Origin of the sequence: Syntrophus sp. (in: bacteria) (assembly GCF_040768185.1) — a bacterium.
In the GTDB taxonomy this organism is placed as follows: domain Bacteria; phylum Desulfobacterota; class Syntrophia; order Syntrophales; family Syntrophaceae; genus Syntrophus; species Syntrophus buswellii.
This window is the reverse complement of record NZ_JAXGNC010000018.1, coordinates 19,715-46,058: the sequence shown is the minus strand read 5'-3', so window position 1 is coordinate 46,058 and position 26,344 is coordinate 19,715. Positions and strand designations below refer to the sequence as shown.

Genomic DNA, 26,344 nt, shown 5'->3' with positions numbered 1-26,344 from the left:
GCAGCGACACCATTATCGGCGGCAGCGGCAACGACTCGATCAACGCGGGCAGTGGCAATGACAGCGTCAGCGGCGGCGCCGGCAATGATACGATCACCCTCACCACCGCCTTCACCAGCGTCAGCGGCGGCGCCGGCTACGACCGGGTCTATATCAACGGAACGGCAGGGAACACCCTCAACCTGACCACGGCGGGCATCGAGTATCTTTCCGGAGGCGACGGCAATGACAATTTCGATGGGACTTCGCAGGCGGTGGCCCTGACAATCGACGGCAATCTCGGCGATGATGTCCTCCGGGGCGGCAGCGCCGACGACACCCTCTACGGCGATGACGGCAACAACACCCTCTACGGCAATGCGGGCGACGACCGCCTGTACGGCGGCAGCAGCAATGACACCGTCTACGGCGGCAGCGGCAACGATAACATCAGCGTCGGGAACGGCAACAACGCCGTGGACGGGGGGGACGGCAACGACTCGATTTCCACGGGCACGGACAGTGACACAATCCTGGGCGGGACGGGTAACGACACAATCAACGCCGGCAGCGGTGCAGACAGCGTCAGCGGCGGGGCCGGGAATGACACGATTACGGTCAGCACCTCCTTTGCCAGTCTCAGCGGCGGCGCCGGTTACGACCGGGTCTACATCAATGGCACGGCCGGGAACACCCTCAATCTGACCACGGCAGGCATTGAATGGATTTCCGGGGGAGACGGCAACGACAATTTCGATGGGTCTTCGCAGACGGTGGCCCTGACGATCGACGGCAATCTCGGCGATGATGTCCTCCGGGGCGGCAGCGCCGATGACGACCTTTACGGCGACAACGGCAACAACTCCCTTTACGGCAATGGAGGCGACGACCGCCTGTACAGCGGCACCGGCGATGATATCTTGAACGGCGGAGCGGGTAACGATTATCTGGCAGGCGGAGCGGGTAACGACACCTATTATGTTGATAGCCTGGGCGACGCCGTCTCCGAGGCATCAGGCGCCGGCAGCGACAGAGTTTACGCCTCCGTCAACGAGACCCTTGACGCCAATGTCGAATACCTCTATCTGACCGGCACGGCGACCACCGGGACGGGCAACACCCTCAACAATTTGCTCTACGGAAACGGTTCCGACAACATTCTGTCCGGTCTTTCCGGCAACGATTCCCTGTACGGCAATGCCGGCGGCGATACTCTGTCCGGCGGCATTGGCCAAGACTATCTGAACGGCGGCACCGGCCAGGACCGTTTCGTCTTTTCCGAATCCGGATCTGCCAACCGCGACACGATCGGCGACTTTTCCCATACGGACGACACCATCGTGCTGATGGACATTCTCGATGGCGCCGAGGATTCTTCCATCACAGGGCTCTCTTTCAATGACAGCAACGTGCTGTCCTCCAGCTGGTATTTCGAAGGCACCGGTTTCAACGGCAACGGCACCCAACTCAGTGGGATCTACAATGACACGACGACCGGCAGTGTCTGGTACAACCCCACGAGTAATTCCGCCGGGGATTCCGTGTTGATCTGTATTGTCGGATCCGCAACGGCGGCTTCACTGGATAGCACGGATTTCGTCTACGCCGCATAAGGAAACTTCCATATGCTTTTTCAGGAGGGGTGCGCAAACGGCGCGCCCCTTTCTGTTTTCCGTGAGTTGTACCATACGATTCCAGAAGTCCAGTGCGGCCAAAGCACATGGGATGACGGATCCTGGGGGCACATTTCTCCAAATCAGGACTCATCGGAAAGAAATATGCTCCCGAGCCGTGAGGACGGTTGGAAAAAAATTTTTTGCCTGACGGCCTCAGTAGTGCTGGTAATGTTTCTTGATGGTGGGATTCGCCAGATCCTCCGGGGCCAGCCTGGACAGGACATCCAGGGCTGTCAGATCCAGCTTCATTTTGCGGATCTTCTTGTCGTACCGGGCGACTTTATCATTGAGCTTCTTCCGATCTTCCCTCCGCATGAAGGGCTGTGAAGACAACAGCTTCTGAATGTCCCGGCGGGCTTCGATCATCGCATCCAAGGCTTCCTTGAGGATATCGCGGTGGCTCTTTTCCTCCTGCATTTCCTCTACAGGCGGTCCCTGCTCCTGCGCAGCCGATTCCATCCTGCAGGGAAGGGGCTCAGGCTTATTTTTTCCCGGCTGCGGAGAAATCAGTTCTGCCGTCCGCCGATTGATCACCTGATAATTTTCCTTGGATCTGGCCTGGGCCTCGGTGGTCCGGATACAGACGTCCACGACAAATTCCCCCGTTTGTGTGGAAAAAGGGATAACAATGCTCGGGCTGTTCAAGATATGACGGATCGTATGGTCCCGACCGAAAATGACGGAGGGGATGGCGGCAAAGACTTTTAGCCCCATCTTCTCCATGTTGGTTCGAGCCACGCCGGAAATCATGTTGGTAAGCTCCCCAGCGGCGTCGAGCACTTCCTGCGTGGTATCCGTATACGTTTCCCCCAGCATGGATCCGGCGATTCCCCAGATGCACCCTTCGGTAAAACTGATGGCCAGGGAGCCCGTGGCATCACCCGTGATGCCGATAATTCCGGATACATCGCCCCTTGCCGTGTCATCCTTCTTCAAAAAGGGCTTTCCGGGAACAGCCTCCATGAAGGCCATGGTCTTGATGACCTCTGTAGCGCCGTCCAGAAAGGGATTGATAAATTTGACATCCATGCAATCAGGTCTCCCGCATTGGCAAATGTAAAAGGGCTTGGTGTGCCTGTCGATCAGAAAAACCGGAAACACGGCCCCCGGGACTCAACAGCTGCCGCCGGTATGCTGCAAGCAATACCAATGCCATGACAAAGGCCTGATCGTTAACATCCCTGCGATGGGGGTTCCGTCGTGAACATGCGAGCGAGAGCTTGAGGCGTATCCACGAGAAAATCGGGAGAAACGGCTTCCAGGTCGCTCCGCTCATGCCAGCCCCATGTCACCGCAACGCTTCTGATGCCGGCCCGGTGCGCTTCCCGGATATCGCCGGCGGTGTCCCCGACATAATAGACGTCCTCCTTTGCGAACCCGGTCAAATTCCACGCGTGGACGATCTTTTCCGTTTTGTTCAGAAGAAAATCCGCACCCATGACCTCTTCAAAGCATTCCGATACGCCCATCCGGGCCAGCAGCACCTCAATGACCTCTCTGCTGTTGGAAGAGATGAGCATCAGCCGGTGCCGTTCGGCCAGGGCCGGGAGAATCGATGTCACTGCCGGGAGGGGCTTGATAAGGGATGTGTCGATGTGCGGACGGATCCTGGCCAGTTCGGCCAGAAAGGCGGATAGATCGATGCCCCGGCGGGCAAGCTCCTCGTAGAAGTTGTCCTGGTAAAGGGCCAGATAGTCCGCTCGCGTTGAAACAATCGGCCTTCCGATCGCATCGAGGCATTGGTGGACAACCGCCTCGTAGACGTCCAGAGAATCAACGAGAACGCCGTCAAAATCAAAGAGGAGCAGTTTCTGAACGGGATCTTTCATGATGGTTCGAGGAAGAGTTTCTCCAGGGAGGACTCATAGGGAAACCGGGCTACCCCGGCTTCGGAAATAATGGCTTCAATGTAGCCGCCCGGGGTGACGTCGAAGGCCGGGTTGTACACGCCAACACCGACGGGGGCTATGCGGACCCCCCGGATGGCCAGCACTTCCTCGTCAGGCCGCTCCTCTATGGGAATATCGGCCCCGCTGGAAAGCTGCCGATCGATCGTGGACAGGGGGGCGGCGACGTAAAAGGGAATACTGTGGGCATCGGCCAAAACCGCCAGGGAATACGTCCCTATTTTGTTGGCGGTATCCCCGTTGGCGGCAATCCGGTCAGCCCCCACCAGAACGCAGTCCACAAGTCCCTGCTTCATGAGGAATCCTGCCATGTTGTCGGTGATCAGCGTGACCGGGATGTTTTCCTGCTGCAGCTCCCAGGCAGTCAAGCGGGCCCCCTGCAGAACGGGCCGCGTTTCATCGGCAAAGACCTGAATGGTTTTCCCTGCATCGCGGGCCGCCCGGATCACGCCCAGCGCCGTCCCGTAACCGGCCGTGGCCAGGGCCCCGGCATTGCAATGAGTCAAAATCCGGGCACCGTCGGGGATCAGGATCTGCCCGTTCCGCCCGATCCGCCTGTTGATGGCCACATCCTCCTCGGCCATTCTCAGAGCCTCGTCAACCAGTGCCTGCCGGACTTTTTCCGTTTCTCCCGTCATTGCATCAGCCATGGCTCCGGCAAAGCATCCCTTCATCCGCTCAATGGCCCAGAACAGATTTTTCGCCGTCGGCCTTGCCGCAGCAAATTGATCGCACAGGGCGTCAAACCCCTTCCGGAAGCCCTCGGGGGAATCGGCTGGAAGGGAAAGGGACCCCAGGGCGATGCCCATCGCCGCCGCCACCCCGATCGCCGGAGCGCCACGAACCGTCAAATCCTTAATGGCCGTCAGCACCTCCTGATAGCGGGTGCAGACCAGAACGCGCTCCTCCACGGGGAGAGCCTGCTGATCCAGGAGAACAACGGAATTGTTTCTCCAGGAAAGAGTTGGGATCATGACGTTTTCCCTGAGCTTTCCGGAATTTCGCGCCTCGTCATCCCGCCAGCATCTTTTTCAGGAGGTCGTTGATGACCTGGGGATTGGCCTTTCCCTGGGTCGCCTTCATGACCTGACCGACAAAATAGCCGAAAAGCTTGTCCTTCCCGGAACGGTACTGGGCCAGCTGGCCCGGATTGGCCTCCAGGATCCCCGCAATCACCGCGGCAAGCGAGGATTCGTCCGTGATCTGGACCATCCCCTTCTCTTCCACAATCGCCGGGGCCGTTTTTCCCGTCTGATACATGACCTCGATGATCTCCTTGGCCATCTTGCCGCTGATGGTCCCCTGATCGATCATCCGGATCATCTCGGCCAGGGCGGTGGAGGAGATGGGGCAATCCCGGATGTCCCGCTTTTCCTCATTGAGGAAGCGCAGCAGATCTCCCATGACCCAGTTGCTGGCCGCTTTCGGGTTTCCGGAGTGCCGGGCGGTCTCTTCATAATAATCCGCCAGTCGACGGCTCGAAGACAGCACGCCGGCATCATAGGGAGGGATGCCGTATTCGCGCACGAAACGCTCGCGCTTCTCCAGGGGCAATTCAGGCTGCTCCTTGAAAACGGTTTCCACCCATTCCGCGTAGATCCGGATCGGCACCAGGTCCGGATCCGGGAAATAGCGGTAATCATGGGCTTCTTCCTTGCTGCGCATGGAGTGGGTCACCCCCTGGCTGTCGTCCCAGAGGCGCGTTTCCTGAACCACCGTTCCGCCTCCTTCCAGGATATACTGCTGTCTCTTGATTTCATATTCCAGGGCGCGCTGGACATTGCGGAAGGAGTTCATGTTTTTCAGTTCCGTCCGGATTCCGAACTCGCTGATACCCTTGGGCCGGAGAGAAACGTTGGCGTCGCAGCGGAAGCTGCCCTCCTCCATGTTCCCGTCGCAGATTTCGAGATACACGAGGATCTCATGGAGCCGGCGAAGATAGGCCGCAGCCTCCTCTGCGCTTCGCATGTCCGGTTCGCTGACGATCTCGATCAGAGGCACCCCGGTCCGGTTGAGATCCACGTAGCTCCATGGATTATGGGCGTCATGGATCAGCTTGCCGGCATCCTCCTCCATGTGGATGCGTGTCAGACCGATCCGCTTCTTCCCGCCCTCCACTTCGATGTCCACATGGCCGAATTCCGCCAGGGGAAAGGCGTACTGGGAGATCTGGTACCCCTTTGGAAGGTCGGGGTAGAAGTAATTCTTCCGGGCAAAGCTGCATTCCTCGTTGATCCGGCAGGAGGTGGCCAGGGCCATCTTAATCCCGAATTCAACCACTTTCCTGTTCAAAACGGGCAGCACGCCGGGCATGCCCAGGCAGACCGGGCAGGTGTGACGATTGGGCGCCGCACCGAACTGCGTGGAGCAGCCGCAGAAAATCTTGGATTCCGTCAGCAGTTGGGCATGGACTTCCAGCCCGATTACAGGTTCGTATTCCATTAGAGGTTCGGCCTCCTCTTTTCGATTTGGGCATGCCTTTCATAGGCTGAAGATATCTGAAGGAGCTTACCCTCCTCAAAATGCCCCGCCACGAACTGCATGCCGATGGGCAGCCCCTTGTGCGAATAGCCGCAGGGGAGAGAAATTCCCGGAATGCCGGCAAGATTTGCAGAAATGGTAAAGATGTCGGACAGATACATCCCGATCGGATCGTCCATCTTCTCCCCGACTTTAAAGGCGGGTGTCGTGGTGGTGGGGGTGAGGATCACATCGCAATCCTTCAGGGCCTCATCAAAATCCCTCTTGATCAGCCCCCGCACCTGGGACGCCTTTTTGTAATAGGCGTCATAATACCCTGAAGAAAGGGCGTACGTTCCGAGCATGATGCGCCGCTTCACCTCCGCACCGAAGCCCGCCGACCGCGTCTTCTTGTACATGTCGAGAAGGTCCCGGCATTCGGCTGCCCGGAATCCATATTTGACGCCGTCATAACGGGCCAGGTTGGAGCTGGCCTCTGCCGGCGCTATGATGTAATATACCGCCACGCAGTAATCCGTGTGGGGGAGGGAGATTTCCCGGCATTTCGCCCCCAGTCCCTCCACGGTCTTGATGGCCTGCTCAACGGCCGCCCGCACTTCGGGGTCAATTCCCCCGACAAAGTATTCTCTTGGAATTCCCACCGTCCAGCCGTCTACGCCGCGGTTGAGATAATCTCGGTAATCGGGAACATCCACCGGGACCGAAGTGGATTCCCTTGGGTCATGGCCGGCAATGACGTTCATCAGGATGGCGCAGTCCTCCACATCCTTCGTGAAGGGTCCGATCTGATCGAGGGAGGAGGCGAAGGCGACGAGGCCAAAGCGGGAAACCCGGCCGTAAGTGGGCTTCATCCCGACAACGCCGCACAGGGCCGCAGGCTGACGGATGGAGCCGCCCGTATCCGATCCAAGGGCCGCGATGCATTCATCGGCAGCGACCGCGGCTGCGGAGCCGCCGCTGGAACCGCCCGGTATCCGCTCCAGATCCCAGGGATTCCGGGTGACGCCGTAATAGGAGGTCTCCGTTGACGAACCCATGGCGAATTCATCCATGTTCGTTTTCCCCGTGAAGATGGCCCCCGCCTCGCGCAGTTTGACGACCACCGTTGCATCGTAAGGGGGAACGAAATGTTCAAGGATGCGGGAGCCGCAGGTCGTTCGGACCCCTTGGGTGCAGTAAATGTCCTTCAGGGCAATGGGGATTCCGGTCAACGCCTTGATCTCACCGGCCCGGATCCGCTGGTCGGCGATATTCGCCTCTTCCAGGGCCGATTGTCGCATCAGGGTTATGTAGGCATGGACCTTCTCCTCCACGGCATCGATGCGGCTGAAGACGGACTGGACAATGTCGGTGGACGTTACGTCCCCGTTCCGGATTTTATCCTGTAATTCATGAATGGTTGATGCGTAAAGTTCCATAGGCTCCTTTTTGCAGGACAGAACATGATCCGGGGCGTTGGACAACCTTTCGGCACCCTTTCTTCCGTCCCGGTATCCGCCCGAATGCGTTTACTCGATCACCTTGGGCACCCGGAAAAATTCACCCCGGGGATCCGGTGCATTGGCCAGGGAAAGATCCTGGGAAAGGGACTCCTGCACCCTGTCTTCCCGAAAGGCGTTGCTCAGGGAGATGGCATGGCTCAGGGGCTCCACCCCGGCCGTATCGACTTCATTGAGCTTATCCATGTAAAGCAGAATATCGTTTAACTGACCGGTGAACAGTTCCTCTTCGGCTTCCGAAAATTCCAGCCGTGCCAGATGGGCGACGTAGGCCACTTCTTCCCTTGTGATTTTCAATGCGGTTCACCTCAGATTGACTTCAAAAATCTCCGCTCTCTTCTACACGGCGTCGATTTTAATACGGAATCGTCACCTATCACAACTGCCGGATAAAGGCAAAATATTTCCCGAAACGCCAACCCGCCCCGGCCTTTGTCCGGCGACAGCATCCTTTGCCGAAACCTTTTATTCCCGTCGTGGCCATTTCAGATCGCAGTAAATCGGAAGGCGACCGGATGGAAGCGAGGGGACAGGCACCGACAGCTGCGGTGGGAAACCGATTGCACAGCGAGAAAGGAGAACGTCTTAATCCGGCGGTCAAATAAAAAAGCCCGCCTTCGCTTCCAGAGGGAGAGACGGCGGGCTTTTCGATCTTCAGAAGGAGGACGCTATTTTCTGCGGAATCTCCCGCACCATCCAATACCTGCAAAACCAAAGCCGAAAAGCAGGATCGACGGAGGCAGAGGTACGGCGCTTCCGCCCTCCGGGGTAAAGCAGACGACCCCCCACTGATCCATTTCAGAGTATGTTCCTCCCCAGGTCATGGTGTGCTCCTGATCGTCCCAGGTGTTGTAGAAGTAAACGGTATCGTTGTCTCCATAACCGTAACCGAACATCGAGTGCCCCGTCACCTGGATCATGACGACGCGTCCCGCATCGATCTCCGCTTTATAGTCGGCGAAGGTAAATCCGTTCGCGTAGTCCTCTCCGAAAATATGCTGAGTATAAACGCTGGAAAGGGATACAGCATATCCCGCATAATTGAGGTATTCCCAGATGCCGTAGGCGCCGTCCTTATCCTGGATGCCGTAGTCAAGGGAGTCCTTCGCGGTAAAAGCGCTTCCATCGGTGTAATAGAAAAACGTCGTCATTCCGTTTCTGTTTCCATAGGAATCCTGGCTCGTGCCCATGAAGTCCGCGAGGCTGTCATACTCGGCAACGGTCCGGCCCGCGAGATCATCTCCCGAAGCGTCGTAGCCCGATACATAGTAATGGCTCACATGGCCGGAGCTTGCAATGGCGGATTGCGCCAGGGCGCTCCAGGCGCTGATGCCGAATGTGGTTGATTCCGCCACGCCGCCCCTTACCAGGTTGCTGTAGCTGAGTCCGCCGTATCCCTTTCTGTCGTAATACCCGACCATCATGCCCGCGGAGGTGGGCGAACACCCATACCACCAATCGTAGGTAGGGGCGCCTGAGAGGATCGTACCGCCCTGTTCCGCCCGGGCCAGCAAAGGCGAGCTCAAGGTGCCGGCAAAACCTGTGGATAACAGCGAAAGGACGGCCAGGACCGAAACCGAAACTGCCGTCAGTAATTTTAAACGCCATCTTCTCATGATTTTTTCCTCGCAGATTTGAAATGTAGTGCTGAGGACGGTATAACCATAAAGTCCAGTCAAAAATCCATACCTGCAACACTGTATTTTTTCACGGAAATTAGCCTTAGAACTAAGCATTGTAATCTTTGCCGAGGATAAGGAAAAAAAGAGAAGGGATACCGGAAACCGGCAATGCTTCACCCCGCCTTCGAACTCAGGGGAATGCCCGATGTCCGCAGGCGGCCCACCCTGTATGGTCGTGCGCCTTTTCAAGGCCTTCTTCTTCCGGAAGCCTTGATCGGGGTGACACCTACCCGCTTAGCCGGGAAGACGGGCGACGCTCCCGATTCTCTCCATCAGATTGATCCCTCCTTTCCATGGGTTATGAATCTTGCGGACTTTCCGTCTTTGACCGCCGGAGTGCTCCGGTTGCTGGGCTTCCGGATCTGATAAATGATTTGACAATCCTCTGTTTCCCTATGTATAACCAATTGAAATTTATTGGAGTGGATCCGTTCATGTTTAACATCGGCATGCAGGAACTTTTATTGATTGCCGCCGTGGCGCTGCTCGTTGTCGGTCCGAAGCGGCTGCCTGATGTGGCCAAGTCTCTGGGTAAAGGGCTGGCTGAATTCCGAAAAACCGCCGAGGGTGTAACCGACAGCCTCAAAGGCACTCTTCAGGACGATGAGCCGCAGTCTCCGCAAAAAGAAGGAGAAAAGGGTGAAGACAAAGCCGCCGAGGAGAAAAAGCTTGAGGGAACAGCCTCCAATGGTTGACTCCAGCATCCCGGAATGAACCCCAGACCGGCTCCGCTCCGCCCACCTCTTTCCCTGCCGTGAAGCCCATCAATTCATATACAGAAAAGGAGAACATCCGGACGGCGCGGGAAGGCACAATCCCGGCGGAAGATGTACGCCGAGGTGCCGCAGGCAGACGCTCATGCGGGAAGGCAGGCTCCGGATATGGAACGGGAAGAACCGAAACGACCAAAGTCTTGAGGATATGAGAAGCAGTTCTTTCAACATCTATTGAAAAATCACACCTGAAAACTTATGACCTTATCCGCTGATGAAAAACTACCGTTAACGGCCCATCTGGAAGAGCTGCGCAAACGCTTTGTCCACGTCCTCATCGCTCTGGCAATCGGATTTACCCTCTGTTACACCTTCAAGGAAGAGCTTTTCCGGATCGTGACCCTCCCTCTGATCGAGGTCATGCCCAAAAACAGCTTCATGGTCTTCACGTCTCTGCCGGAAGCCTTCTTCACGTATATGAAGGTCTCCTTCTTCGCTGCACTGATTCTGACAAGCCCTTACATCCTGTTGGAAATCTGGAAATTCATCTCTCCCGGTCTCTATCCACAGGAAAAGAAATACGTTTTTCCTTTCGTTTTTCTTTCCACCCTCCTGTTCTCCGCGGGAGTGCTTTTCGGATATTTCGTCGCCTTGCCGCCGGCCTTCAAGTTCTTCATCTCTTTTTCCTCCGAATTCCTGAAACCCATGGTCACCATGCGGGAATATCTCGGACTCGCTCTGAAATTGTTATTGGCCTTCGGGCTCTGTTTCGAATTGCCGGTCTTCGTCTTTTTTCTGGCCAAGATCGGTGTCGTCAATGCCCGGATGCTCTCCACTCAGCGGCGATATGCCATCCTGCTGATCTTTATCGCCGCCGCGGTGCTCACGCCGTCGCCGGATCTCATCAGCCAGCTGCTTATGGCCGGCCCTCTGCTGGTTCTCTACGAGATCAGCATCCTGGTCGCCCGCTTTGCCGTGCGCAAACCCCGCGCCGGCAGGAAGAAGGTGCCTGCCGAGGAAAGCAGTGAGGTTTCGGAAAGCGGCCCGGCAGCAACCGGAGAGCAGGATGAATAAGCCTCCCTTTTATCCCCCCTGGGCAAAGCGGGGCTCTGAAGGCGGCATTCTGATCGGGCTCATCCTGTTCCTCCTGCTGGCCCTGCTGGTGGGCAGCAGCATCCTCTACTATGTCGTGCTCCGGGATCTGCCGAGCATTGCCGCCTTGAAGGAGTACCGTCCGAGCATCACAACCCGGGTTTACGCCGACAACAATGAACTGATCGATGAATTCTACCTGGAAAACCGCAAGCTGGTCAAATTCACCGATCTCCCGCCCGTCATCATCCAGGCGGTCCTTGCGGCTGAGGATTCCCGGTTTTTTGAGCACAATGGCTTCGACATGCAGGGCATTTCCCGCGCCTTTTTCCGGAACCTCAAGGCGGGGAAAATTGTGCAGGGGGGCAGCACCATCACTCAGCAGGTTGCCAAAAGGCTCTATCTCTCCTCCGAAAAAAGCTACAGCCGAAAACTCAAGGAAGCCGTCCTGGCCTTCAAGATCGACCGGTCCCTTTCCAAAGAGGAGATTCTGAACATCTATCTCAACAACATCTACATGGGCCACGGCGCCTATGGCATCGAAGCGGCGGCCGAGGTCTACTTCGGGAAAAAAACGAGGAACCTCACTCTTGCCGAAGCTTCTCTTCTGGCCGGGCTTCCCAAGGCTCCGTCCAATTACGATCCTTACACCAATTATGAGGGGTCCCGGCGGCGGCAGGCTTACGTGCTGACTCGAATGGTGGAAGAGGGCTACATCAGCGAAGAAGAGAAAAACGGCGTCCTGCAGGCGCCCCTGCTTCTGAGATCGATCCGGCCCAACGACCGGCCCGCCGCCTATTTTATCGAAAATATCCGTCGTTACATCCAGGGGACATACGGAAGTGACGCCCTGTACAAGGAAGGCCTGGAGGTTTACACCACCCTGGATCTCCGCATCCAGCAGGCCGCCCGGGACGCCGTGGAACGGGGGCTTCAGGAACTCGAAAGCCGCCAGGGCTACCGCCCGCACAGTGTTCAAGGCGCGCTTCTGTCCATGGATGCCCGGACGGGAGCCATCAGGGCCATGGTTGGCGGCAGGGATTTCAGCAAGAGCGAATTCAACCGCACCACCCAGTCGCGCCGGCAGCCGGGCTCCTCCTTCAAGCCCATTATTTATACGGCGGCCTTCGACCGGGGGCTGACTCCGGCCACCGCTATCGACGACTCACCCATCTCGTTCACGGACAATGCGGGGCGGGTCTGGACCCCTCAGAATTTCGACGAGGAATTCCGGGGGCCGATCTCCCTGCACAAAGCCCTCGTTCAATCCCGCAATGTGGTCACCATCAAGCTGCTTCAGGAAATCGGGGTGGACTACGCGATCGCCTATGCCGTCAACATGGGTATTGCCTCGCCGCTGTCCAGGAATCTCTCCCTTGCCCTGGGCTCCTCCGCCGTGACCCTGCAGGAACTGGTTCGGGCGTACGGAGTCCTGGCCAATGGGGGCCGGATCGTGGAGCCTTTCATGATCAAGAAGATCGTAGACCGCACCGGAAACATTTTTGAAGAGCATCCGGTCAAAGCGGAGCAGGTCATCGATCCCCGGGTCGCCTTTCTGACGACTCATATCCTGCAGGATGTCGTAGAAAGCGGGACCGGTCAACGGGTAAAAAGCATCAGCCGCCCTGTCGCCGCCAAGACCGGGACAACCGATGACGTGCGGGACGCCTGGTTCGTGGGTTATACCCCGTCGCTTGTCACCGGCGTCTGGGTCGGCTTCGACCAGCAGCGCACCCTGGGCAGCCATGAAGTTGGAGGCCGGGCCGCAGCACCGATCTGGCTGTACTGCATGGAGCAAGCCCTGGCCGGCATGCCCGCGGAAGCCTTTCCCGTTCCGGAAGGGATTGTCTTTGCCAGGAGGAGCGAGGGGGCAGCCCTGGAAGCCTTTATTGACGGCACCGTGCCGCAAGGCTGGATTCCTCTCCTCCCCGGGGAACCCTCCACGGACACGGAAGAGAATCCCGATGGAGAGGGCGATTCGCCGTTCCTGCATGACGGACCTGCGGCATCGGACAGCGACTCCATGGAGAAGAAACGGCCGCAAGGCAGGACGAAGACGGAACCATGAACGGCTGGAGGGGAAGAATCCTGAGAATCAACCTGTCTGCCGGACAATGGACGGTAGAGCATCCGGACGCGGATGTTTACGCCCGCCAGATCGGCGGCCGGGGACTGGCGGGCTCCTACCTGTGGGATGAGGCTTCTCGGCCGTGGGATGACCCGGAAATGCCCCTGCTGTTCTTTACCGGCCCCCTGGTGGACACGGCTTCACCCACTTCGGGCATGATGACCGTCATGTCCCGCTCTCCGCAGACCGGTACGGTGGGGGACGGCTCCTTCGGCGGATCGCTGGGAACGGCCCTGAAAAAAGCGGGTTGGGACGGTCTCGTCATTACCGGCCGAGCCAGGACCCTCCGGGGAATCGAAATCGAGGATGCCCGCATCACCCTCGTGGAGGCCGCGCCCCTGTCCGGAAGGAAAACGCCTGAACTCTACGCCCGCCTGAAGGGAAAAGGGGCGGTTGTCCTGGCGGGCCCGGCGGCGGAAGCCGGGGTCCGTTATGCGAACCTCATTGTAGACGGCTCCTGGGCGGCGGGCCGAAACGGCCTTGGACTTCTCTTTGCCGCAAAAAATCTGAAATACATTGCCGTCAAGGGCTCAACCACAACGAGGGTCGCCGACCCCGGGGCCTTGAAAAGGGCGCAAGAAGATGTTCAGCGCCTCCTGTCGGCTTCGCCCTTTCTTCTCGGGGACCTGGGCATCGGCCGATACGGTACGGCCGCCCTTTACGATCTCATCGATGCCCGCCGGATGATGCCCACGGACAATTTCCGCCGCACCCGCTTTGACGCCGCCCGCGGGATGAACGCCCACGCCTTTCACAAACGCTATGCCCCCCACCGGACGGGTTGCCTGGGCTGCACGATCCTCTGCAAAAGGATTGCATCCGATGGTCGGATCCTTCCCGAGTTTGAAACCCTGGCCCACTTCAGCGCCCTTCTTGGAAACGCCGAAATGGAAACGGTGATGGAGGCAAACCGGCTGTGCATCGAACTGGGCATGGATCCCATCTCGGCGGCAGCGACGCTGTCCTGCCATGGGGAAATCCGCCGACGGCACCCGGGCCCCCGGGAAATCCTCTCGCTTCTTCAGGATATCGGAGCGGGACGCGGCATCGGGAAGGCCCTGGGACAGGGGGCCGCCGTCTATGCGGAACAGTGCGGGAAGCCGGAAGCGGCCATGGCGGTGAAGGGCATGGAACTGCCTGGTTTCGATCCCCGGGGGGCCTACGGAATGGCCCTCGCCTATGCCACGTCGACGAGGGGCGGGTGCCACATGCGCGCCTATCCCATCAGTTCCGAAATCCTGCGAAAACCCGTGGCGACGAACCGCTTTACCTTCAGTGGCAAGGCCCGTATGATCAAAGGGGCGGAGGACCTTTTCGCCGCCGCCGATTCCCTTACCGCCTGCCCCTTTGTTTTCCTCGCCGCCTCCCTGGAGGAGTACGCCCGGATCTTTACCGCCGTCACCGGCCTCGAAACCTCCGCAGATGACCTTTTGTCCGCGGGGGAGCGGATCGATTACTCGGAGCGGATCATGAATTTCCGCAACGGATTCCGGGGAACCGACGACGACCTCCCTGCCCGCTTTTTCGAGGAGCCGGGAACGGGCAACGGCCACCTGGAGATTCAGCCGCTGGACCGGGATGAATTTCTCAAGGCGCGGGCGGTTTACCGGCGCATCCGCGGCCTTGACAGCGAAGGGAGGCCGACGGGGGAAAAGGCCGCTGAACTGGGTATTGCCTGGAGCGGGGAAACCGGGGGGTAAGCGCTTCATGGACCGTTTGATCCGAAAATACGCCGACAAGCTGGTCCGCTCTGGATTGGCTGAAGCGGGCACGCCCCTGTTGGGGGCTTGGGATGCGGAGCTGATTTGGAATCGCGAGGATGAAATGCGCCCCCTGATTGAGAAGATCTTCGCAGGGCTGCACATCTCCGCCCTCCTCTTCGCGCAGCCTGCCGAACCTTACCGCACCTTGGTGGACTTCCTGGCCCGGACAGCGCCATCGGGTGTTCTTCGGCCGGAGGATACGGAAACCCGGACGTTTCTCCACGATCTGCCCGTCGTGACCACCTTTGAAGCGGAAAAGCTGATCCAGGTTTTGAAAAAACGGAAGTGCGCCATCCTGCCCGGCCGGGGGATCATCGCCTGCGGGACGGTCAGCCCCGAACAGGCCTTCGTGACCTTCAGCTCCGCCTGCTTCGCCTGTTTCGTCAAATTCTTCGCCGATGTCCTCCGGGATGTCCGGGCCGGCAGCTCAAGCCCCGCACAGCAGGCGGCGTTCCGACAGGCGGTGGAGCATCTCGATCCGCCCGCTCAACGGGTTTCCCCCCTGCTGCGCGGCCCTTTCCGGGACGAGGCAACCGTTCTGACCGCCATGGAGGAAGCGGGAAAGGCCACGGTAGACTGCGGACTCGTCGATTCCTATTTCGGGAACATCTCCTGCCTCTTTGAAGACATTCTCTACATAAGCCAGACGGGCAGCTCCCTGGACGAACTGCAGGGATGCATCGATCCCGTCCCCCTGGACGGCTCCTCCTGCGCCGGCATCACCGCCTCCAGCGAGCTGAGCGCCCACCGGGCCATCGTGGCCCGGGGCACCTGCCGCACCATCCTGCACGGCCATCCGAAATTCTCCGTTGTCCTTTCCCTGGCCTGCGGAGAGAAAAACTGCGAAGTCGGGTTAAAAAGGCAATGCCACCTTTGCTGCCCCCGCCCGCGCCGGGCCGCCGGTGTTCCCATCGTCCCCGGCGAAGTGGGCACGGGCCTCCACGGCCTGTGCCACACCGTCCCCCCTGCCCTGGCCGACAGCCGGGGCGTCATCGTTTACGGGCATGGCGTCTTCACCGCCGGAAGAACCGATTTCAACGGGGCCTTATCCTCCCTCCTGGAGATCGAAAAGGGCTGCCGGGAAGAATACTTCGCACGCCTCTGATCTCAACCCTCCAAGCGCAGCGCTTCAGCATGGTGCCGCCTGCCAATGGCGTGGAGCCGCCGAAAATATGCCGTCCGGCTTACGTCACAGCGCATCCCTCTTCCTGTCTTCGATAAACCGAGGGGGAAGCCACGGTACGCCGCCAAACGCAGCAGGCCCCCGGGAAAATTTTCCCGGGGGCCTGCTCAAATGATCATCCATGGCTGGTGGACCGGGGGTTGCCCCGCCCGACAGAAGGGAGAAAGACCTACACCTTGGCCAGCTCCTTGTACTTCTCCATTCTCTCTTTCGCCTCCTGTTCCGCCTGCTTGTACAGTTTCTCCGCCACCTCGGGGAACATTCTCCTGAGGCTTGAATAACGGACCTCCCCCTGCATGAACTCCTGGAAATCGCCTTTGATTTCGGTGGCATCCAGCTGGAAGGGATTTTTGCCCTCTGCAGCCAGAAGGGGATTATAGCGGTAAAGGGGCCAGTATCCGGCCTCAACGGCTTTTTTCTGCTCCTCCTGGCTCTTGCCCATGTCGATGCCATGATTGATGCATGGCGAATAGGCGATGATCAGGGAAGGGCCGGGATAGCTTTCCGCTTCCGTAACGGCCCTGAGGAACTGGTTCTTGTTGGCTCCCATGGCCACGGAAGCGACATACACATATTCGTAGATCATGGCCATACGCCCGAGATCCTTTTTGCGCACCGGCTTGCCCTTTGCCGCAAATTTCGCGACGGCCCCGGTCGGGGTGGACTTTGATGCCTGTCCGCCCGTATTGGAATAGACCTCGGTATCCAGGACCAGAATGTTCAGATCGTGGTTCTGTGCAATCACATGGTCCAGACCGCCGAATCCGATGTCATAAGCCCAGCCGTCCCCGCCGATGGCCCAGATCGATTTCTTGACGAGCAGGTCTTTAACCCTGAGGATGCTGGTCAGAAGATCCTTCTGCAATCCGACGGATTTCGGCAGCTCCCGGGCCACCGCCTCCTCGATGGGAAATCTCAGCCCCCTCGTCTTTTCGGCATCGTTCATATTGTCCAGCCACGCGGTAAAGAGCTCCCTCAGCTCCGCGGAAATGTTTTCGTCCAGGGCCGTCCGCATATGGCGGGCGACTCGCTCCCGCCGCTGGGTAATCGCCATCTCCATTCCCAGGGTAAATTCGGCATTGTCTTCAAAGAGGGAATTGGCCCATGCCGGACCGTGCCCCTTGGCGTTGACGGTGTAGGGGCAGACCGGCGCGGAACCGCCGTAAATCGAGGAACATCCCGTGGCATTGCCGATGATCATCCGGTCACCGAAAAGCTGCGTAATCACCTTGATGTAGGGAGTCTCCCCGCACCCGGGACAGGCTCCGGAAAATTCGAACAGGGGCTGGCAGAACTGGCTGCCCTTCACAGTGGTCTTCGGCAGGAGGTTGTCCTTGATCGTGATGGTCAGGGAGAACTTGTGATTCGGCACCTGGATCTCATCCTGCAAGCTCAGGTGCTTCATGACCAGGGCCTTTTCCTTCGCCGGGCAGATATCGGCGCAGTTGCCGCATCCCGTGCAGTCCAGCGGGCTGATCTGGATCCGGTACTTCAACCCCTTGAGCTCTTTTCCAACGGCATCCAGACTTATAAAGTCCGTCGGGGCTTTTCGAAGCTCGTCCTCCGTTGCAAGCACCGGCCGAATGGCTGCGTGGGGGCACACAAAGGAGCATTGATTGCACTGGATGCAGTTCTCCGGAATCCACTCCGGCACATTGATGGCAACCCCCCGCTTTTCATAACGTGACGTCGCCGTAGGGAAGATGCCGTCGGGAGGAAGGGCGCTTACCGGCACTTCATCCCCCTTCTGGAGAATCATCGGGTTCATGACCTTGGAGACAAATTCGGGGACGATCTCATGTGTATAGGTCGCCCGGCCGGTCTCCGCCCACGATTCCGGCACCTCGATGATCTTGATCGCCTCCAGTGCCTGATCCACGGCGCTGATGTTCATGCTGACGATTTTGGAACCTTTTTTGCCGTAAGCATGCTGAATGGCCTCCTTGAGGAAATTGATCGCCTCATCCGGGGGAATGACGTTGGCGATCTTGAAGAAGGCGGCCTGCATGATCATGTTGATCCTTCCGCCAAGCCCCACCTTTTCCGCAATGCTGACTGCGTCAATGGCATAAAATTTAAGGTGTTTTTCCGCAATGATCTTCCTCAGCCTGGCGGGAATTTCCATTTCCATTTCCTCAACCGTCCAGGGAGCGTTGAGGAGGAAGATCCCGCCGTCCATGATGCCGTCCAGCAGGTCGAACTGGGTGACGTAGGCCGGGACATGGCAGGCGATAAAATCGGCGTGCTTGATCAGATAATGCGACAGGATCCTGTTGGGGGAGAAGCGGACATGGGAAACGGTGACACCCCCGGATTTTTTCGCGTCATAGGCGAAATACGCCTGGGTGAACAGGTCGGTGTTCTCGCCGATGATCTTGATCGCCTCCTTGTTCGCACCGACGGTTCCGTCGGCGCCGATGCCCCAGAATTTGCAGGATGTCGTGCCCGGAGGGGACGCCGAGAATTCTTCGCCCACTTCAAGGGAGGAATTGCTGACATCGTCGATGATGCCCACCGTGAAGGATCGCTTGGGGCTCCACTGATCCAGATTTTCGTAAACGGCCTTCACCATGGCCGGCGTGAAATCCTTACTGCCGAGCCCGTACCTTCCGCCGATGACAAGCTGTCCGGTGTTCTTTTCCAGGATCGCCGTGCTGACCTCCAGGTACAGGGGCTCTCCAACGCTCATCGGGGACTTGAGCCTGTCGAGAACGGCTATTTTCTTGACCGACCGCGGCAGAACCTTGAAGAAGTGCTCCCGGGAGAAGGGAAGGTAAAGCCGGACCTTGATGAGGCCGAGCTTGGCCCCCCGCGCGTTCAGATAATCGATGGTCCCTTCAATGACGTCGCAGCTCGATCCCATGGCGACGATGATTTTGTCCGCTTCGGGATGGCCCACGTAATCAAAGAGGTGATAGGGTCTTCCGGTCAGTTCGCTGACCTTTCTCATTTCCTCTTCCACGACGCCCGGCAGTTTCGCATAATAGGGCGAGCAGGCTTCGCGGTTCTGAAAAAAGATATCGGAGCTCTGCGATGTGCCGCGCATCTGGGGATGCTCAGGATTCATGGACCTGGCCCGGAAGCGGTCAATGGCGTACCAGTCCACGAGTCTGGCCATGTCGGCGTACTGGATCAATTCGACCTTCTGGATGACCATGGAGGTCCGGAACCCGTCAAAGCAATGGATGAATGGGAGGCTGGCCTTGATGCTCGCCAGATGGGCGACCAGCCCCAGGTCCATGACCTCCTGGGGGGAAGCCGAGGCGAGGAGGGAAAATCCCGTCTGACGGACCGCATTGATGTCCGAGTGGTCCCCGAAAATGCAGAGGGCCTGGCCGGCGATGGATCTGGCCGCCACATGGAAGACCGTCGGCAGCAGTTCACCGGCGATCTTGTACATGTCCGGCTTCATGAGCAGAAGGCCCTGCGACGCCGTGAAGGTCGTGGCAAGCGCCCCCGCCGCCAGCGCGCCGTGAACCGCGGCTGCCGCCCCAGCTTCGGACTGCATTTCCATGATTTCAAGCGGCTGGCCGAAGATGTTCTTTTTTTCACGCGCGGCCCATTCGCTGCAGTATTCCCCGATGGTGCTCGACGGCGTAATCGGATAGATCGCCGCCACTTCGCTCATCGCGTAAGCCACATGCGCGGCTATTTCATTTCCTTCCAGGGTTTTATTGTATCCGCCCATTTTCTCTCCCTTTCACGTAGATAGACCTCTAGATTAAATGCCAAATCTTCTGCCGGAAAACCTGTCTGCATCCCTGTCGGTTCCGGATGGCTTTCCGGCACTGATCGCCAAGAGCCGGGACTCCGGTTCGAAAACCCTGTTCCGGATTCGGGCCTCAGCCGTTAAAAACCTCAACGTGAACTTTCTGTCTTTTTTTCCCCGCGATTTTTCTGGATTTCGTTTCGTTAACGTTATGCTGAACGGACCGTTTAGGCTCTCTGCAACATGGTTCAAGGTTTGAAGTGAACATCATTGAAGGACAGCAACCGGATACACGCACTGCGCCGGATCCGGAAATATTTTATACCGTTTGTGATAGGAACTTTTTTACACGAAAGATAATATAGGAAAACCCTGTGACTGACAAGACAAAATCTTTCCTTTGCCCATTTCAGCGACAGGCTCTAGACACGCGGAAATCGGGAAGAAACGGACATATCTGGAATCTATTTGACGAACCCGCCGCCCGGCCTTGGATAAGAGAGGTTTGCCCCGCTTTTCATCGGGCACATCCCTCTTAAGAGGGGAGGGGGTTATAACGCGGTGGCGAGTTGACGGATCTCACGATGGACAGGCGGCTCGTGTTCCATGCCTCCCGGGAGGCCCCCGATGGTTGTCGCGCGTGTCATTCGGAAAACTTCATCCCGGATGCCTCATAATTGCGGAAGGCGCTGTATCGGCTTCTGCTGAGCGGATAATCCCAGGTGCCGCTGCGATGCCGTATGTTTCCGCCAAAGCCTGTTTTAAAGCGATACATGCCGTAAAAGGGGTGACGTGGATCGGCACCGGGAGAAACAGGCCCCATGTCATAAGTCAGGCACCCCCTTTCCCGCACCAGCTTGACGGCCTTCCAGTGAATGGCATACGATCCCATCAGGTGGCGCCCTTCGCTGGAGGATGCTCCGTACAGGTACATGGCCTGCCGTCCCGAAACGGCGATCATGATTCCCGCCAGAACATCCCGGCCTTTTGCGGCCAGAAGAAAAAGGATCTCCGGATATTCGGAATGCTGCGCAGGGGCGGAAAAAAGGACGGAAAAATGCCGTAAAGAACTCGGGGGAAAGCCGTTGCGTTCGGCTGTCTGAAGGCAAAGCTCGTAGAACGCGGGCAGCATGTCGGCAGAGGCGATACGTACCCAAACCCCCTTCCTCTGGCCGGGCGGATGTTGTATCGGATCTTCGGTTGCATGCCCTTGAAAAGGGCCTCTTCCGATTGATCCAGATCGATGACCAACGCGTCGGCAACGGTCAAATCCACCGGCGCTTTCCGAAGGGACCAGGTACGGGTTCCGATATTCATGCGCAATTTTCGCAGCCGCGGAGGCGGATGCCCGGACCAGCCCTCTCCGTCCGCGGCATCGACGGCATGGGGATATTCCCAGGGGAGGTTATAGCGGATAAAGGCGACATTCGGTTCCATGTGCCTGGAAAGCCTGCCGATTATCCACACCTTGACCCCCGGTCTTGCGAAAAACAAGCAGAAATACCTGGACATCTTGAGGACCACCCTCGAAGAGATCGCTTCCCCCTTTACGAACCGCATCTTGAATCACTATCGCACCTTGACGCCGACGGAAATCGACATCTGCAACATGATCCGGAATGGATTGCGGACCAAGGAAATTGCCGAGTTGCGGGGTGTCTCGGCGGCAACGATCAGCCGTCACCGCGAACACATCCGGCGCAAACTGAACATTGCAAACGAGAACGTTAATCTGACGGCGTATCTGCAATCGCTCCCGGCGCCGGATATGCCGGACCGCCCCCGAAGGGACTCAGCCCGAAAGGAGAACCTTATTGAACCTCTTTCAATCCTTTGAGCGGATTGAGATTTTATCTCCGGGGAGCCGGTCATGAAAGATTCAACCATTTGCTCGGATTGGGATTTTGTCGCGCTGTCCTCCTCCATCGCGGGCCATGATGCATAGATTGGGGAGTTGGCGACCACAGAAATGACTCGCCCACATCCGTTGCAGCCTCATTTTCAGCGATTGAAATAGGCGTTGAGCACGTACTCCTGCACCATCCTCTGGGTGTTGAAAAAGGAACCGTTGATGGCAATGGAGTAGGCCATCATGTTCAGGTACCGATCCCGATCATGATAGAAACTGGGAATAACGGCATGCTCCAGCTTCTCGTAAAGAGACGGGGCATCCCGTGAGTGGTCCCGCTCCTTTCCCTTTCCGTGAACCGGCTCCCCGACAGACCAGCCGGTCAGCCCCTCGATGTGGCCCTCGATCCACCAGCCATCCAGCACGCTCAGGTTCGGAACCCCATTCAGGGCAGCCTTCATCCCGCTGGTCCCGGAAGCTTCCATGGGCGGTTCGGGCGTGTTGAGCCAGATATCCACCCCGGCGGTCATGATCGCGCCCAGCGTCATATTGTAGTTTTCAAGGTAGGCCACCTTGATGTCGTGTTGCAGTTCATGCTTGGCCCAAAAGATCCTTTTGATGAGCTCCTTTCCCTCATGGTCGCGGGGATGGGCCTTGCCGCCGTATATGATCTGGATCTTGCCCACTTCATTGGAAATCCTTTTGAGCCTCTCCATATCACTGAAGAGGAGATCCGCCCGCTTGTAGGTGGCGGCACGCCGGGCAAAGCCGATTGTCAGGATGTTCTCATCCATGCCTGCCCCGGTTTCGTGGTTGACCAAGCCCATGAGCTGCTTCTTGCACTGCATGTGCGCGTTCCAGAGTTGGTCTCTGGGAACGCTCAAGGCGTAGCGCAGACTGAAATTGTCCTTTCGCCACAAAGGAATATGGCGGTCGAACAGTTCTCGAAACGGCGCGGAAACCCAGGCGGCGGCATGGACCCCGTTGGTGATGGCCTCAATGTCATAGCCTGCAAACATGAGCCTTGAGACCTCGCCGTGTTTCTTTGCCACACCGTTGACATACCGGCTCAGATGGAGGGCGAGATAGGTCATGTTGAGGGTGTGCCCTTCGTGGAGAACTCCTTCCAAAGCGAAGAAGTCGTTCCGGTCCCCAAGGACCTTTCGGGCCAGGTCGACGGGGAACCTGTCGTGCCCGGCCGGGACAGGAGTGTGGGTGGTAAAAACACATCGGCTCCGCACCGATTCCACATCCTGCTGAATGACCGATTCCCTCCCCGCCTCTTTGGCGGCCTCGTCCAGAAGCGCCAGTGTGAGCAAGGCCGCATGTCCTTCATTGAGATGGAAGGTGGCGATCTCATGATAACCCAGCGCGCGGAGTATTCGTATACCGCCGATCCCGAGAATTACCTCCTGGGAAATGCGGTAATGATCATCTCCGCCATAGAGCGACTGGGTCAATCCGCGGTCCCACTCGGAATTTTCAGAAAGATCCGCATCCAGAAAGTATATGGGAACCGCGTAGCCGCCCTCTCCGCGTACATCATAGCGCCAGGCCCGAAAATGAACAACCCGGCCTTCGATCTGCACCTGAGCTCGTGCAGACTCCTCTTCGAGCAATTTTTCAAAGGCCCAGGAGGTCGGCTCTTCCCTCTGCCACCCGTCGGCCTCCAGCCTTTGTCGAAAATAACCCTTGCGGTAGAGAAGCGTGACTGCAACCATCGGCACCCTAAGGTCCGCTGCCGAACGGATCGTGTCCCCGGCAAGGATCCCCAGCCCCCCGCTGTATGTGCATATTCTCTCGTCAATGCCGATCTCCATGGAAAAATAGGCTACAGCGCGTCGTCTTTGGTAGGACAGTTCCATATTATCCTCCTTAACCGGTTGAACGTCGTGCGCGGGCTAACACTGCCTGTTTTTGGCAATGGACATTTTCGGCCTGCGGGGAAAAGATCCTGAATTCAATGCGTTTTGATTTTTCCTTCATGGTTTTCCCTCTTCATGGAATTTGTTTCAGGCTTTGATGATTTTCATCGACAAGGCTTCACACCTGTCATCAGGCGATTCATCCTCAACCCAGACGAGGCTTTCATCCTTTTCAACCATGCCAGCCGTGACCAGCCACCGGACGGCCTTGTCGGCAAGGCCGGTTGTTCCACCATCCAGTTGGACAGGATGAACCCCATAAGAAAGGCCCAGGAAGTTGTTCGTTTTTTCATCGCCGCCATGAGCCAGTATCCAGCAGTCGGGCCTGAACCTGGAGATCAGACAGGGGGCGGCCCTGCCTTGCGTATGGGTCAGGATGAAGCGCACATTCAATGCACCGGCCGATTCAACGGCATTCAGCGTGATGACATCTTCCACGGTGGCGTCGCCAGATCCCACAGCCGCCCGGAAGTAAGCGGGCAAATCCGCCAGCACCCGGATGGGTTTTTTCTCTCGTTCGGCGGATATTGCGATCTTGCTGATCATTTCAACCGCTTCCACGGGATACCGCCCGATAGCCGTCTCTTCGGACAGCATCACTGCGTCCGTGCCGTCCAGAATGGCATTGGCCACATCGGACACCTCGGCGCGGGTCGGACGGATGTTCTCGGTCATGGAGACCAGCATCTGGGTCGCTGTTATCACGGGCCGGCCCAGACGATTCGCCTGATGGATCAGTTTTTTCTGAACGGCTGGCACGTCCTGCAAGGGAATTTGAACCCCCAGGTCCCCCCGGGCAATCATGATCGCATCCGCCGCGGAAAGAATTCCGTTGAAATTTTCGATGGCCTCGGCCCGCTCGATCTTGGCGACCACATAGACGGATTGCCCTTCTGCCTGGGCAAACCTTTTCACTTTCAGAATGTCTTCCGCTGTTTCAGCAAACGAAACACCGAAGGCATCCACCCCCTGCTGCAGGGCAAATGCGACAAAATCGAGGTCCGTATCCGATACGGCTTCGGCAACTATCTTTGCCCCGGGGATGCTCAGTCCCTTGTGGGAAAGAAGCGGACCGCCGATAACCGTCCGGCAGAAGACATCCTCACCGGACACCTTTTCCACCAGGAGTTGTATGAAACCGTCATTGAGGAAAATCAGGTCTCCAGAGGTCACACTCTCCGGCAGTCTTTTGTACTCGACAGGGATTTGGGTTGGGGTGCCCATGAGGTCTTTGACGGTCAAAACGACCTCATCCCCCTTTTCCAGCAGAAGTGGCTCCTCCAGGAGTTTCCCGATTCGTATCTTGGGGCCGGGAAGGTCGGCCATGATCAGGCAATGACGCTGAAGTCTTTTCGCAACGGCCTGGATGCGCTGAATATCCTCCCTGTGGCTCTGCAGGGTCCCATGGGCGAAATTGAGCCGCGCCACATTCATGCCTTGCAGCATCAGCCGTTCCAGTAAAGCTTCCGAACGGGAGGACGGTCCGATGGTGCACACGATCTTGGTTTTGTGGGTCGGTAATCTCATGGTCGTCGCCCCTCGCTGTTCATGTATGCTGTTCTTCAAACCACTGAAATCATACTCTCATATAACCGCTCGGCATCCTCCCTGCGGCACAACTCCGTTCCCGGCGTCATGACGGCTGCCGAACCGGCCGCCACGCCGAAAAGGACGGATTCCCTGAGCGGGTTTCCCCGGGCCAGGCTCAAGGCGATACCTGCCACCATGCTGTCCCCTGCTCCGACCTTGCTCACTATGGGCACGGTGGGGGGAATGATGTGTTCGACAAAGTCTTCGGAAACCGCCAGGGCCCCCGCCGCGCCAAGGGAGATCACCAGTACCTCGCACCGGCCGCTTTTGACCATCTTTTGGGCCTCGGCCTTGATCTGCGATTCCTCTTTGATCTCCTCACCGACCAGTTCCCTGAATTCACGGACATTGGGTTTGATCAAAAACACCCCTTCCTCGAGTGCTTCTCTCAGGGCTTTACCCGAAACGTCCACGATCGTTCTTGTCCCCTTCTTCTTCCCGACACGGGCAACCCGTGCATAAAAGTCGGGAGGCGCCCCCGGCGGAAGGCTTCCGCTTGCCACCACATAATCGGGTGGGGGGTCGATGGCTGCCAGTTTCTGAAGAAAGGACTCCCATTCATTTTTCTTCAGAGTTGGTCCCGGCATTCCAAAGCGGTACTGCTGGCCGGTGGATTCCTCCAAAATGACCAGACTCTCCCGGATCATTCCCTCAATGGGAAACGGTCGATGGTCCAGACCTTCTTCATCCAGAAGTTCTTGAAGCCTCATCCCTGTCAGTCCCCCTGCAGGGTAATGGAGCAGGGATTTTCCTCCCAGTTTCTTAATGGCCCGGCAGACATTCACCCCGCCCCCTCCGGGCTCGAAACGAGGCGGCTTGCAGTAGAGTTTCCGCTCTGCAACGACGTGATCGACACTTGCGCTCTTGTCGATGGCCGGGTTCAAGGTCATGGTCACAATGGTTTTCATAAATAACCCTCCCTGTGGCAGTGCCAATACGGATTATACTGCGCGCGATTGAACAGCGCTTCCCGGATAAATCCGTCGGGATTCAACACCCCCTTAGGCTCATTGTTCGGATCGACGAGTATGACCCATTTTGTCCCGCATTTTGTGAATCCGAGTCAAAAAGACATCGGATGAGCCACCCTGTGTGGTCGGGAAAACAGATTTCCCATTTCCGAACGGCAGTGAGATGATGCTTAGAGGGTTGACGGGTTCGCCTTCAC

At 57.8% G+C, this 26,344-nt stretch carries 19 protein-coding genes; 7 read left to right on the top strand and 12 right to left on the bottom strand.

The genetic code is table 11. From position 1 onward, the window contains the following. Window positions 1–1,592, top strand: a 1,592-nt coding sequence (locus tag AB3175_RS13365) for a calcium-binding protein (protein ID WP_367361443.1), incomplete at its 5' end; no start/stop codon positions are given. A 216-nt stretch (window positions 1,593–1,808) separates the two neighbouring features. Here AB3175_RS13365 and AB3175_RS13360 read toward each other — a convergent pair. The 7 genes from AB3175_RS13360 to AB3175_RS13330 form a co-directional block, all read right to left on the bottom strand. After that, window positions 1,809–2,684: a chemotaxis protein CheX gene (locus AB3175_RS13360; RefSeq protein ID WP_367361442.1), complete on the bottom strand. Its 876-nt coding sequence runs from the start codon at window positions 2,682–2,684 to the stop codon at window positions 1,809–1,811. A 143-nt stretch (window positions 2,685–2,827) separates the two neighbouring features. Continuing rightward, window positions 2,828–3,484, bottom strand: coding sequence for an HAD family hydrolase (locus AB3175_RS13355; protein ID WP_367361441.1), 657 nt, complete (start codon window positions 3,482–3,484; stop codon window positions 2,828–2,830). Then, complete coding sequence (gene mtnA / locus AB3175_RS13350) at window positions 3,481–4,536, bottom strand: S-methyl-5-thioribose-1-phosphate isomerase (protein ID WP_367361440.1); 1,056 nt, start codon at window positions 4,534–4,536, stop codon at window positions 3,481–3,483. Before mtnA ends, AB3175_RS13355 begins: the two co-directional genes overlap by 4 nt. Before the next feature lie 37 nt (window positions 4,537–4,573). Beyond that, complete coding sequence (gene gatB, locus AB3175_RS13345; protein WP_367361439.1) at window positions 4,574–6,004, bottom strand: Asp-tRNA(Asn)/Glu-tRNA(Gln) amidotransferase subunit GatB; 1,431 nt, start codon at window positions 6,002–6,004, stop codon at window positions 4,574–4,576. Beyond that, window positions 6,004–7,461 carry an Asp-tRNA(Asn)/Glu-tRNA(Gln) amidotransferase subunit GatA gene (gatA, locus tag AB3175_RS13340; RefSeq protein ID WP_367361438.1) on the bottom strand — a complete coding sequence of 486 codons (1,458 nt, stop codon included), beginning with the start codon at window positions 7,459–7,461 and terminating at the stop codon, window positions 6,004–6,006. Before gatA ends, gatB begins: the two co-directional genes overlap by 1 nt. A 90-nt stretch (window positions 7,462–7,551) precedes the next feature. Then, window positions 7,552–7,839 (bottom strand): Asp-tRNA(Asn)/Glu-tRNA(Gln) amidotransferase subunit GatC, encoded by a 288-nt coding sequence (gene gatC, locus AB3175_RS13335; protein WP_367361437.1) that lies wholly within the window; start codon window positions 7,837–7,839, stop codon window positions 7,552–7,554. A gap of 371 nt (window positions 7,840–8,210) precedes the next feature. Further along, window positions 8,211–9,158, bottom strand: coding sequence for a PEP-CTERM sorting domain-containing protein (locus AB3175_RS13330; protein ID WP_367361436.1), 948 nt, complete (start codon window positions 9,156–9,158; stop codon window positions 8,211–8,213). Between the two features lie 359 nt (window positions 9,159–9,517). Between AB3175_RS13330 and tatB the strand changes: the two genes are divergently transcribed. The 5 genes from tatB (at window position 9,518) to AB3175_RS13305 (ending at window position 16,025) form a co-directional block, all read left to right on the top strand. Continuing rightward, a complete protein-coding gene (gene tatB / locus AB3175_RS13325; RefSeq protein WP_367361435.1) occupies window positions 9,518–9,919 on the top strand; it encodes a Sec-independent protein translocase protein TatB in 402 nt (133 codons plus the stop codon). Window positions 9,920–10,195: 276 nt separating this feature from the next. Next, window positions 10,196–11,011, top strand: a complete 816-nt coding sequence (gene tatC / locus AB3175_RS13320) for a twin-arginine translocase subunit TatC (protein WP_367361434.1) — start codon at window positions 10,196–10,198, stop codon at window positions 11,009–11,011. After that, on the top strand, window positions 11,004–13,097 hold the full coding sequence (locus AB3175_RS13315; RefSeq protein ID WP_367361433.1) for a penicillin-binding protein 1A: 2,094 nt from the start codon (window positions 11,004–11,006) through the stop codon (window positions 13,095–13,097). The genes tatC and AB3175_RS13315 overlap by 8 nt, the downstream gene beginning before the upstream one ends. Next, the gene (locus tag AB3175_RS13310; protein ID WP_367361432.1) at window positions 13,094–14,857 is read left to right on the top strand and encodes an aldehyde ferredoxin oxidoreductase family protein; all 1,764 of its coding nucleotides are present in this window, start codon (window positions 13,094–13,096) and stop codon (window positions 14,855–14,857) included. The genes AB3175_RS13315 and AB3175_RS13310 overlap by 4 nt, the downstream gene beginning before the upstream one ends. A gap of 7 nt (window positions 14,858–14,864) precedes the next feature. Further along, complete coding sequence (locus AB3175_RS13305) at window positions 14,865–16,025, top strand: class II aldolase/adducin family protein (protein ID WP_367361431.1); 1,161 nt, start codon at window positions 14,865–14,867, stop codon at window positions 16,023–16,025. A gap of 247 nt (window positions 16,026–16,272) precedes the next feature. On the opposite strand, the gene nifJ is transcribed toward AB3175_RS13305, so the two are convergent. Beyond that, window positions 16,273–19,791 (bottom strand): pyruvate:ferredoxin (flavodoxin) oxidoreductase, encoded by a 3,519-nt coding sequence (nifJ, locus tag AB3175_RS13300; RefSeq protein ID WP_367361430.1) that lies wholly within the window; start codon window positions 19,789–19,791, stop codon window positions 16,273–16,275. A 664-nt stretch (window positions 19,792–20,455) separates the two neighbouring features. Further along, a complete protein-coding gene (locus AB3175_RS13295) occupies window positions 20,456–20,944 on the bottom strand; it encodes a lipid II:glycine glycyltransferase FemX (protein ID WP_367361429.1) in 489 nt (162 codons plus the stop codon). 303 nt (window positions 20,945–21,247) lie between these two features. Here AB3175_RS13295 and AB3175_RS13290 point away from each other — a divergent pair, with 303 nt between their 5' ends. After that, window positions 21,248–21,649 (top strand): helix-turn-helix transcriptional regulator, encoded by a 402-nt coding sequence (locus AB3175_RS13290; RefSeq protein ID WP_367361428.1) that lies wholly within the window; start codon window positions 21,248–21,250, stop codon window positions 21,647–21,649. Window positions 21,650–21,813: 164 nt separating this feature from the next. On the opposite strand, the gene glgP is transcribed toward AB3175_RS13290, so the two are convergent. From glgP to AB3175_RS13275, 3 genes are all read right to left on the bottom strand, one after another. After that, window positions 21,814–23,526, bottom strand: coding sequence for an alpha-glucan family phosphorylase (gene glgP, locus AB3175_RS13285; protein WP_367361427.1), 1,713 nt, complete (start codon window positions 23,524–23,526; stop codon window positions 21,814–21,816). Between the two features lie 147 nt (window positions 23,527–23,673). Continuing rightward, window positions 23,674–25,113: a pyruvate kinase gene (pyk, locus tag AB3175_RS13280; protein ID WP_367361426.1), complete on the bottom strand. Its 1,440-nt coding sequence runs from the start codon at window positions 25,111–25,113 to the stop codon at window positions 23,674–23,676. Between the two features lie 35 nt (window positions 25,114–25,148). After that, on the bottom strand, window positions 25,149–26,084 hold the full coding sequence (locus AB3175_RS13275; RefSeq protein WP_367361425.1) for a 1-phosphofructokinase family hexose kinase: 936 nt from the start codon (window positions 26,082–26,084) through the stop codon (window positions 25,149–25,151). Between the last annotated feature and the right edge of the window lie 260 nt (window positions 26,085–26,344).

Bases quoted from the DNA above. Each gene is read 5' to 3' on its own strand.
- tatB (WP_367361435.1), top strand. From the start codon at position 9,518: ATGGGTTATGAATCTTGCGGACTTTCCGTCTTTGACCGCCGGAGTGCT.
- AB3175_RS13305 (WP_367361431.1), top strand. From the start codon at position 14,865: ATGGACCGTTTGATCCGAAAATACGCCGACAAGCTGGTCCGCTCTGGA.
- nifJ (WP_367361430.1), bottom strand. From the start codon at position 19,791: ATGGGCGGATACAATAAAACCCTGGAAGGAAATGAAATAGCCGCGCAT.
- AB3175_RS13315 (WP_367361433.1), top strand. From the start codon at position 11,004: ATGAATAAGCCTCCCTTTTATCCCCCCTGGGCAAAGCGGGGCTCTGAA.
- tatC (WP_367361434.1), top strand. From the start codon at position 10,196: ATGACCTTATCCGCTGATGAAAAACTACCGTTAACGGCCCATCTGGAA.
- AB3175_RS13290 (WP_367361428.1), top strand. From the start codon at position 21,248: ATGTGCCTGGAAAGCCTGCCGATTATCCACACCTTGACCCCCGGTCTT.
- glgP (WP_367361427.1), bottom strand. From the start codon at position 23,526: ATGGAACTGTCCTACCAAAGACGACGCGCTGTAGCCTATTTTTCCATG.
- AB3175_RS13355 (WP_367361441.1), bottom strand. From the start codon at position 3,484: ATGAAAGATCCCGTTCAGAAACTGCTCCTCTTTGATTTTGACGGCGTT.
- mtnA (WP_367361440.1), bottom strand. From the start codon at position 4,536: ATGATCCCAACTCTTTCCTGGAGAAACAATTCCGTTGTTCTCCTGGAT.
- AB3175_RS13275 (WP_367361425.1), bottom strand. From the start codon at position 26,084: ATGAAAACCATTGTGACCATGACCTTGAACCCGGCCATCGACAAGAGC.
- AB3175_RS13360 (WP_367361442.1), bottom strand. From the start codon at position 2,684: ATGGATGTCAAATTTATCAATCCCTTTCTGGACGGCGCTACAGAGGTC.
- AB3175_RS13310 (WP_367361432.1), top strand. From the start codon at position 13,094: ATGAACGGCTGGAGGGGAAGAATCCTGAGAATCAACCTGTCTGCCGGA.
- AB3175_RS13295 (WP_367361429.1), bottom strand. From the start codon at position 20,944: ATGCTGCCCGCGTTCTACGAGCTTTGCCTTCAGACAGCCGAACGCAAC.
- AB3175_RS13330 (WP_367361436.1), bottom strand. From the start codon at position 9,158: ATGAGAAGATGGCGTTTAAAATTACTGACGGCAGTTTCGGTTTCGGTC.
- pyk (WP_367361426.1), bottom strand. From the start codon at position 25,113: ATGAGATTACCGACCCACAAAACCAAGATCGTGTGCACCATCGGACCG.
- gatA (WP_367361438.1), bottom strand. From the start codon at position 7,461: ATGGAACTTTACGCATCAACCATTCATGAATTACAGGATAAAATCCGG.
- gatB (WP_367361439.1), bottom strand. From the start codon at position 6,004: ATGGAATACGAACCTGTAATCGGGCTGGAAGTCCATGCCCAACTGCTG.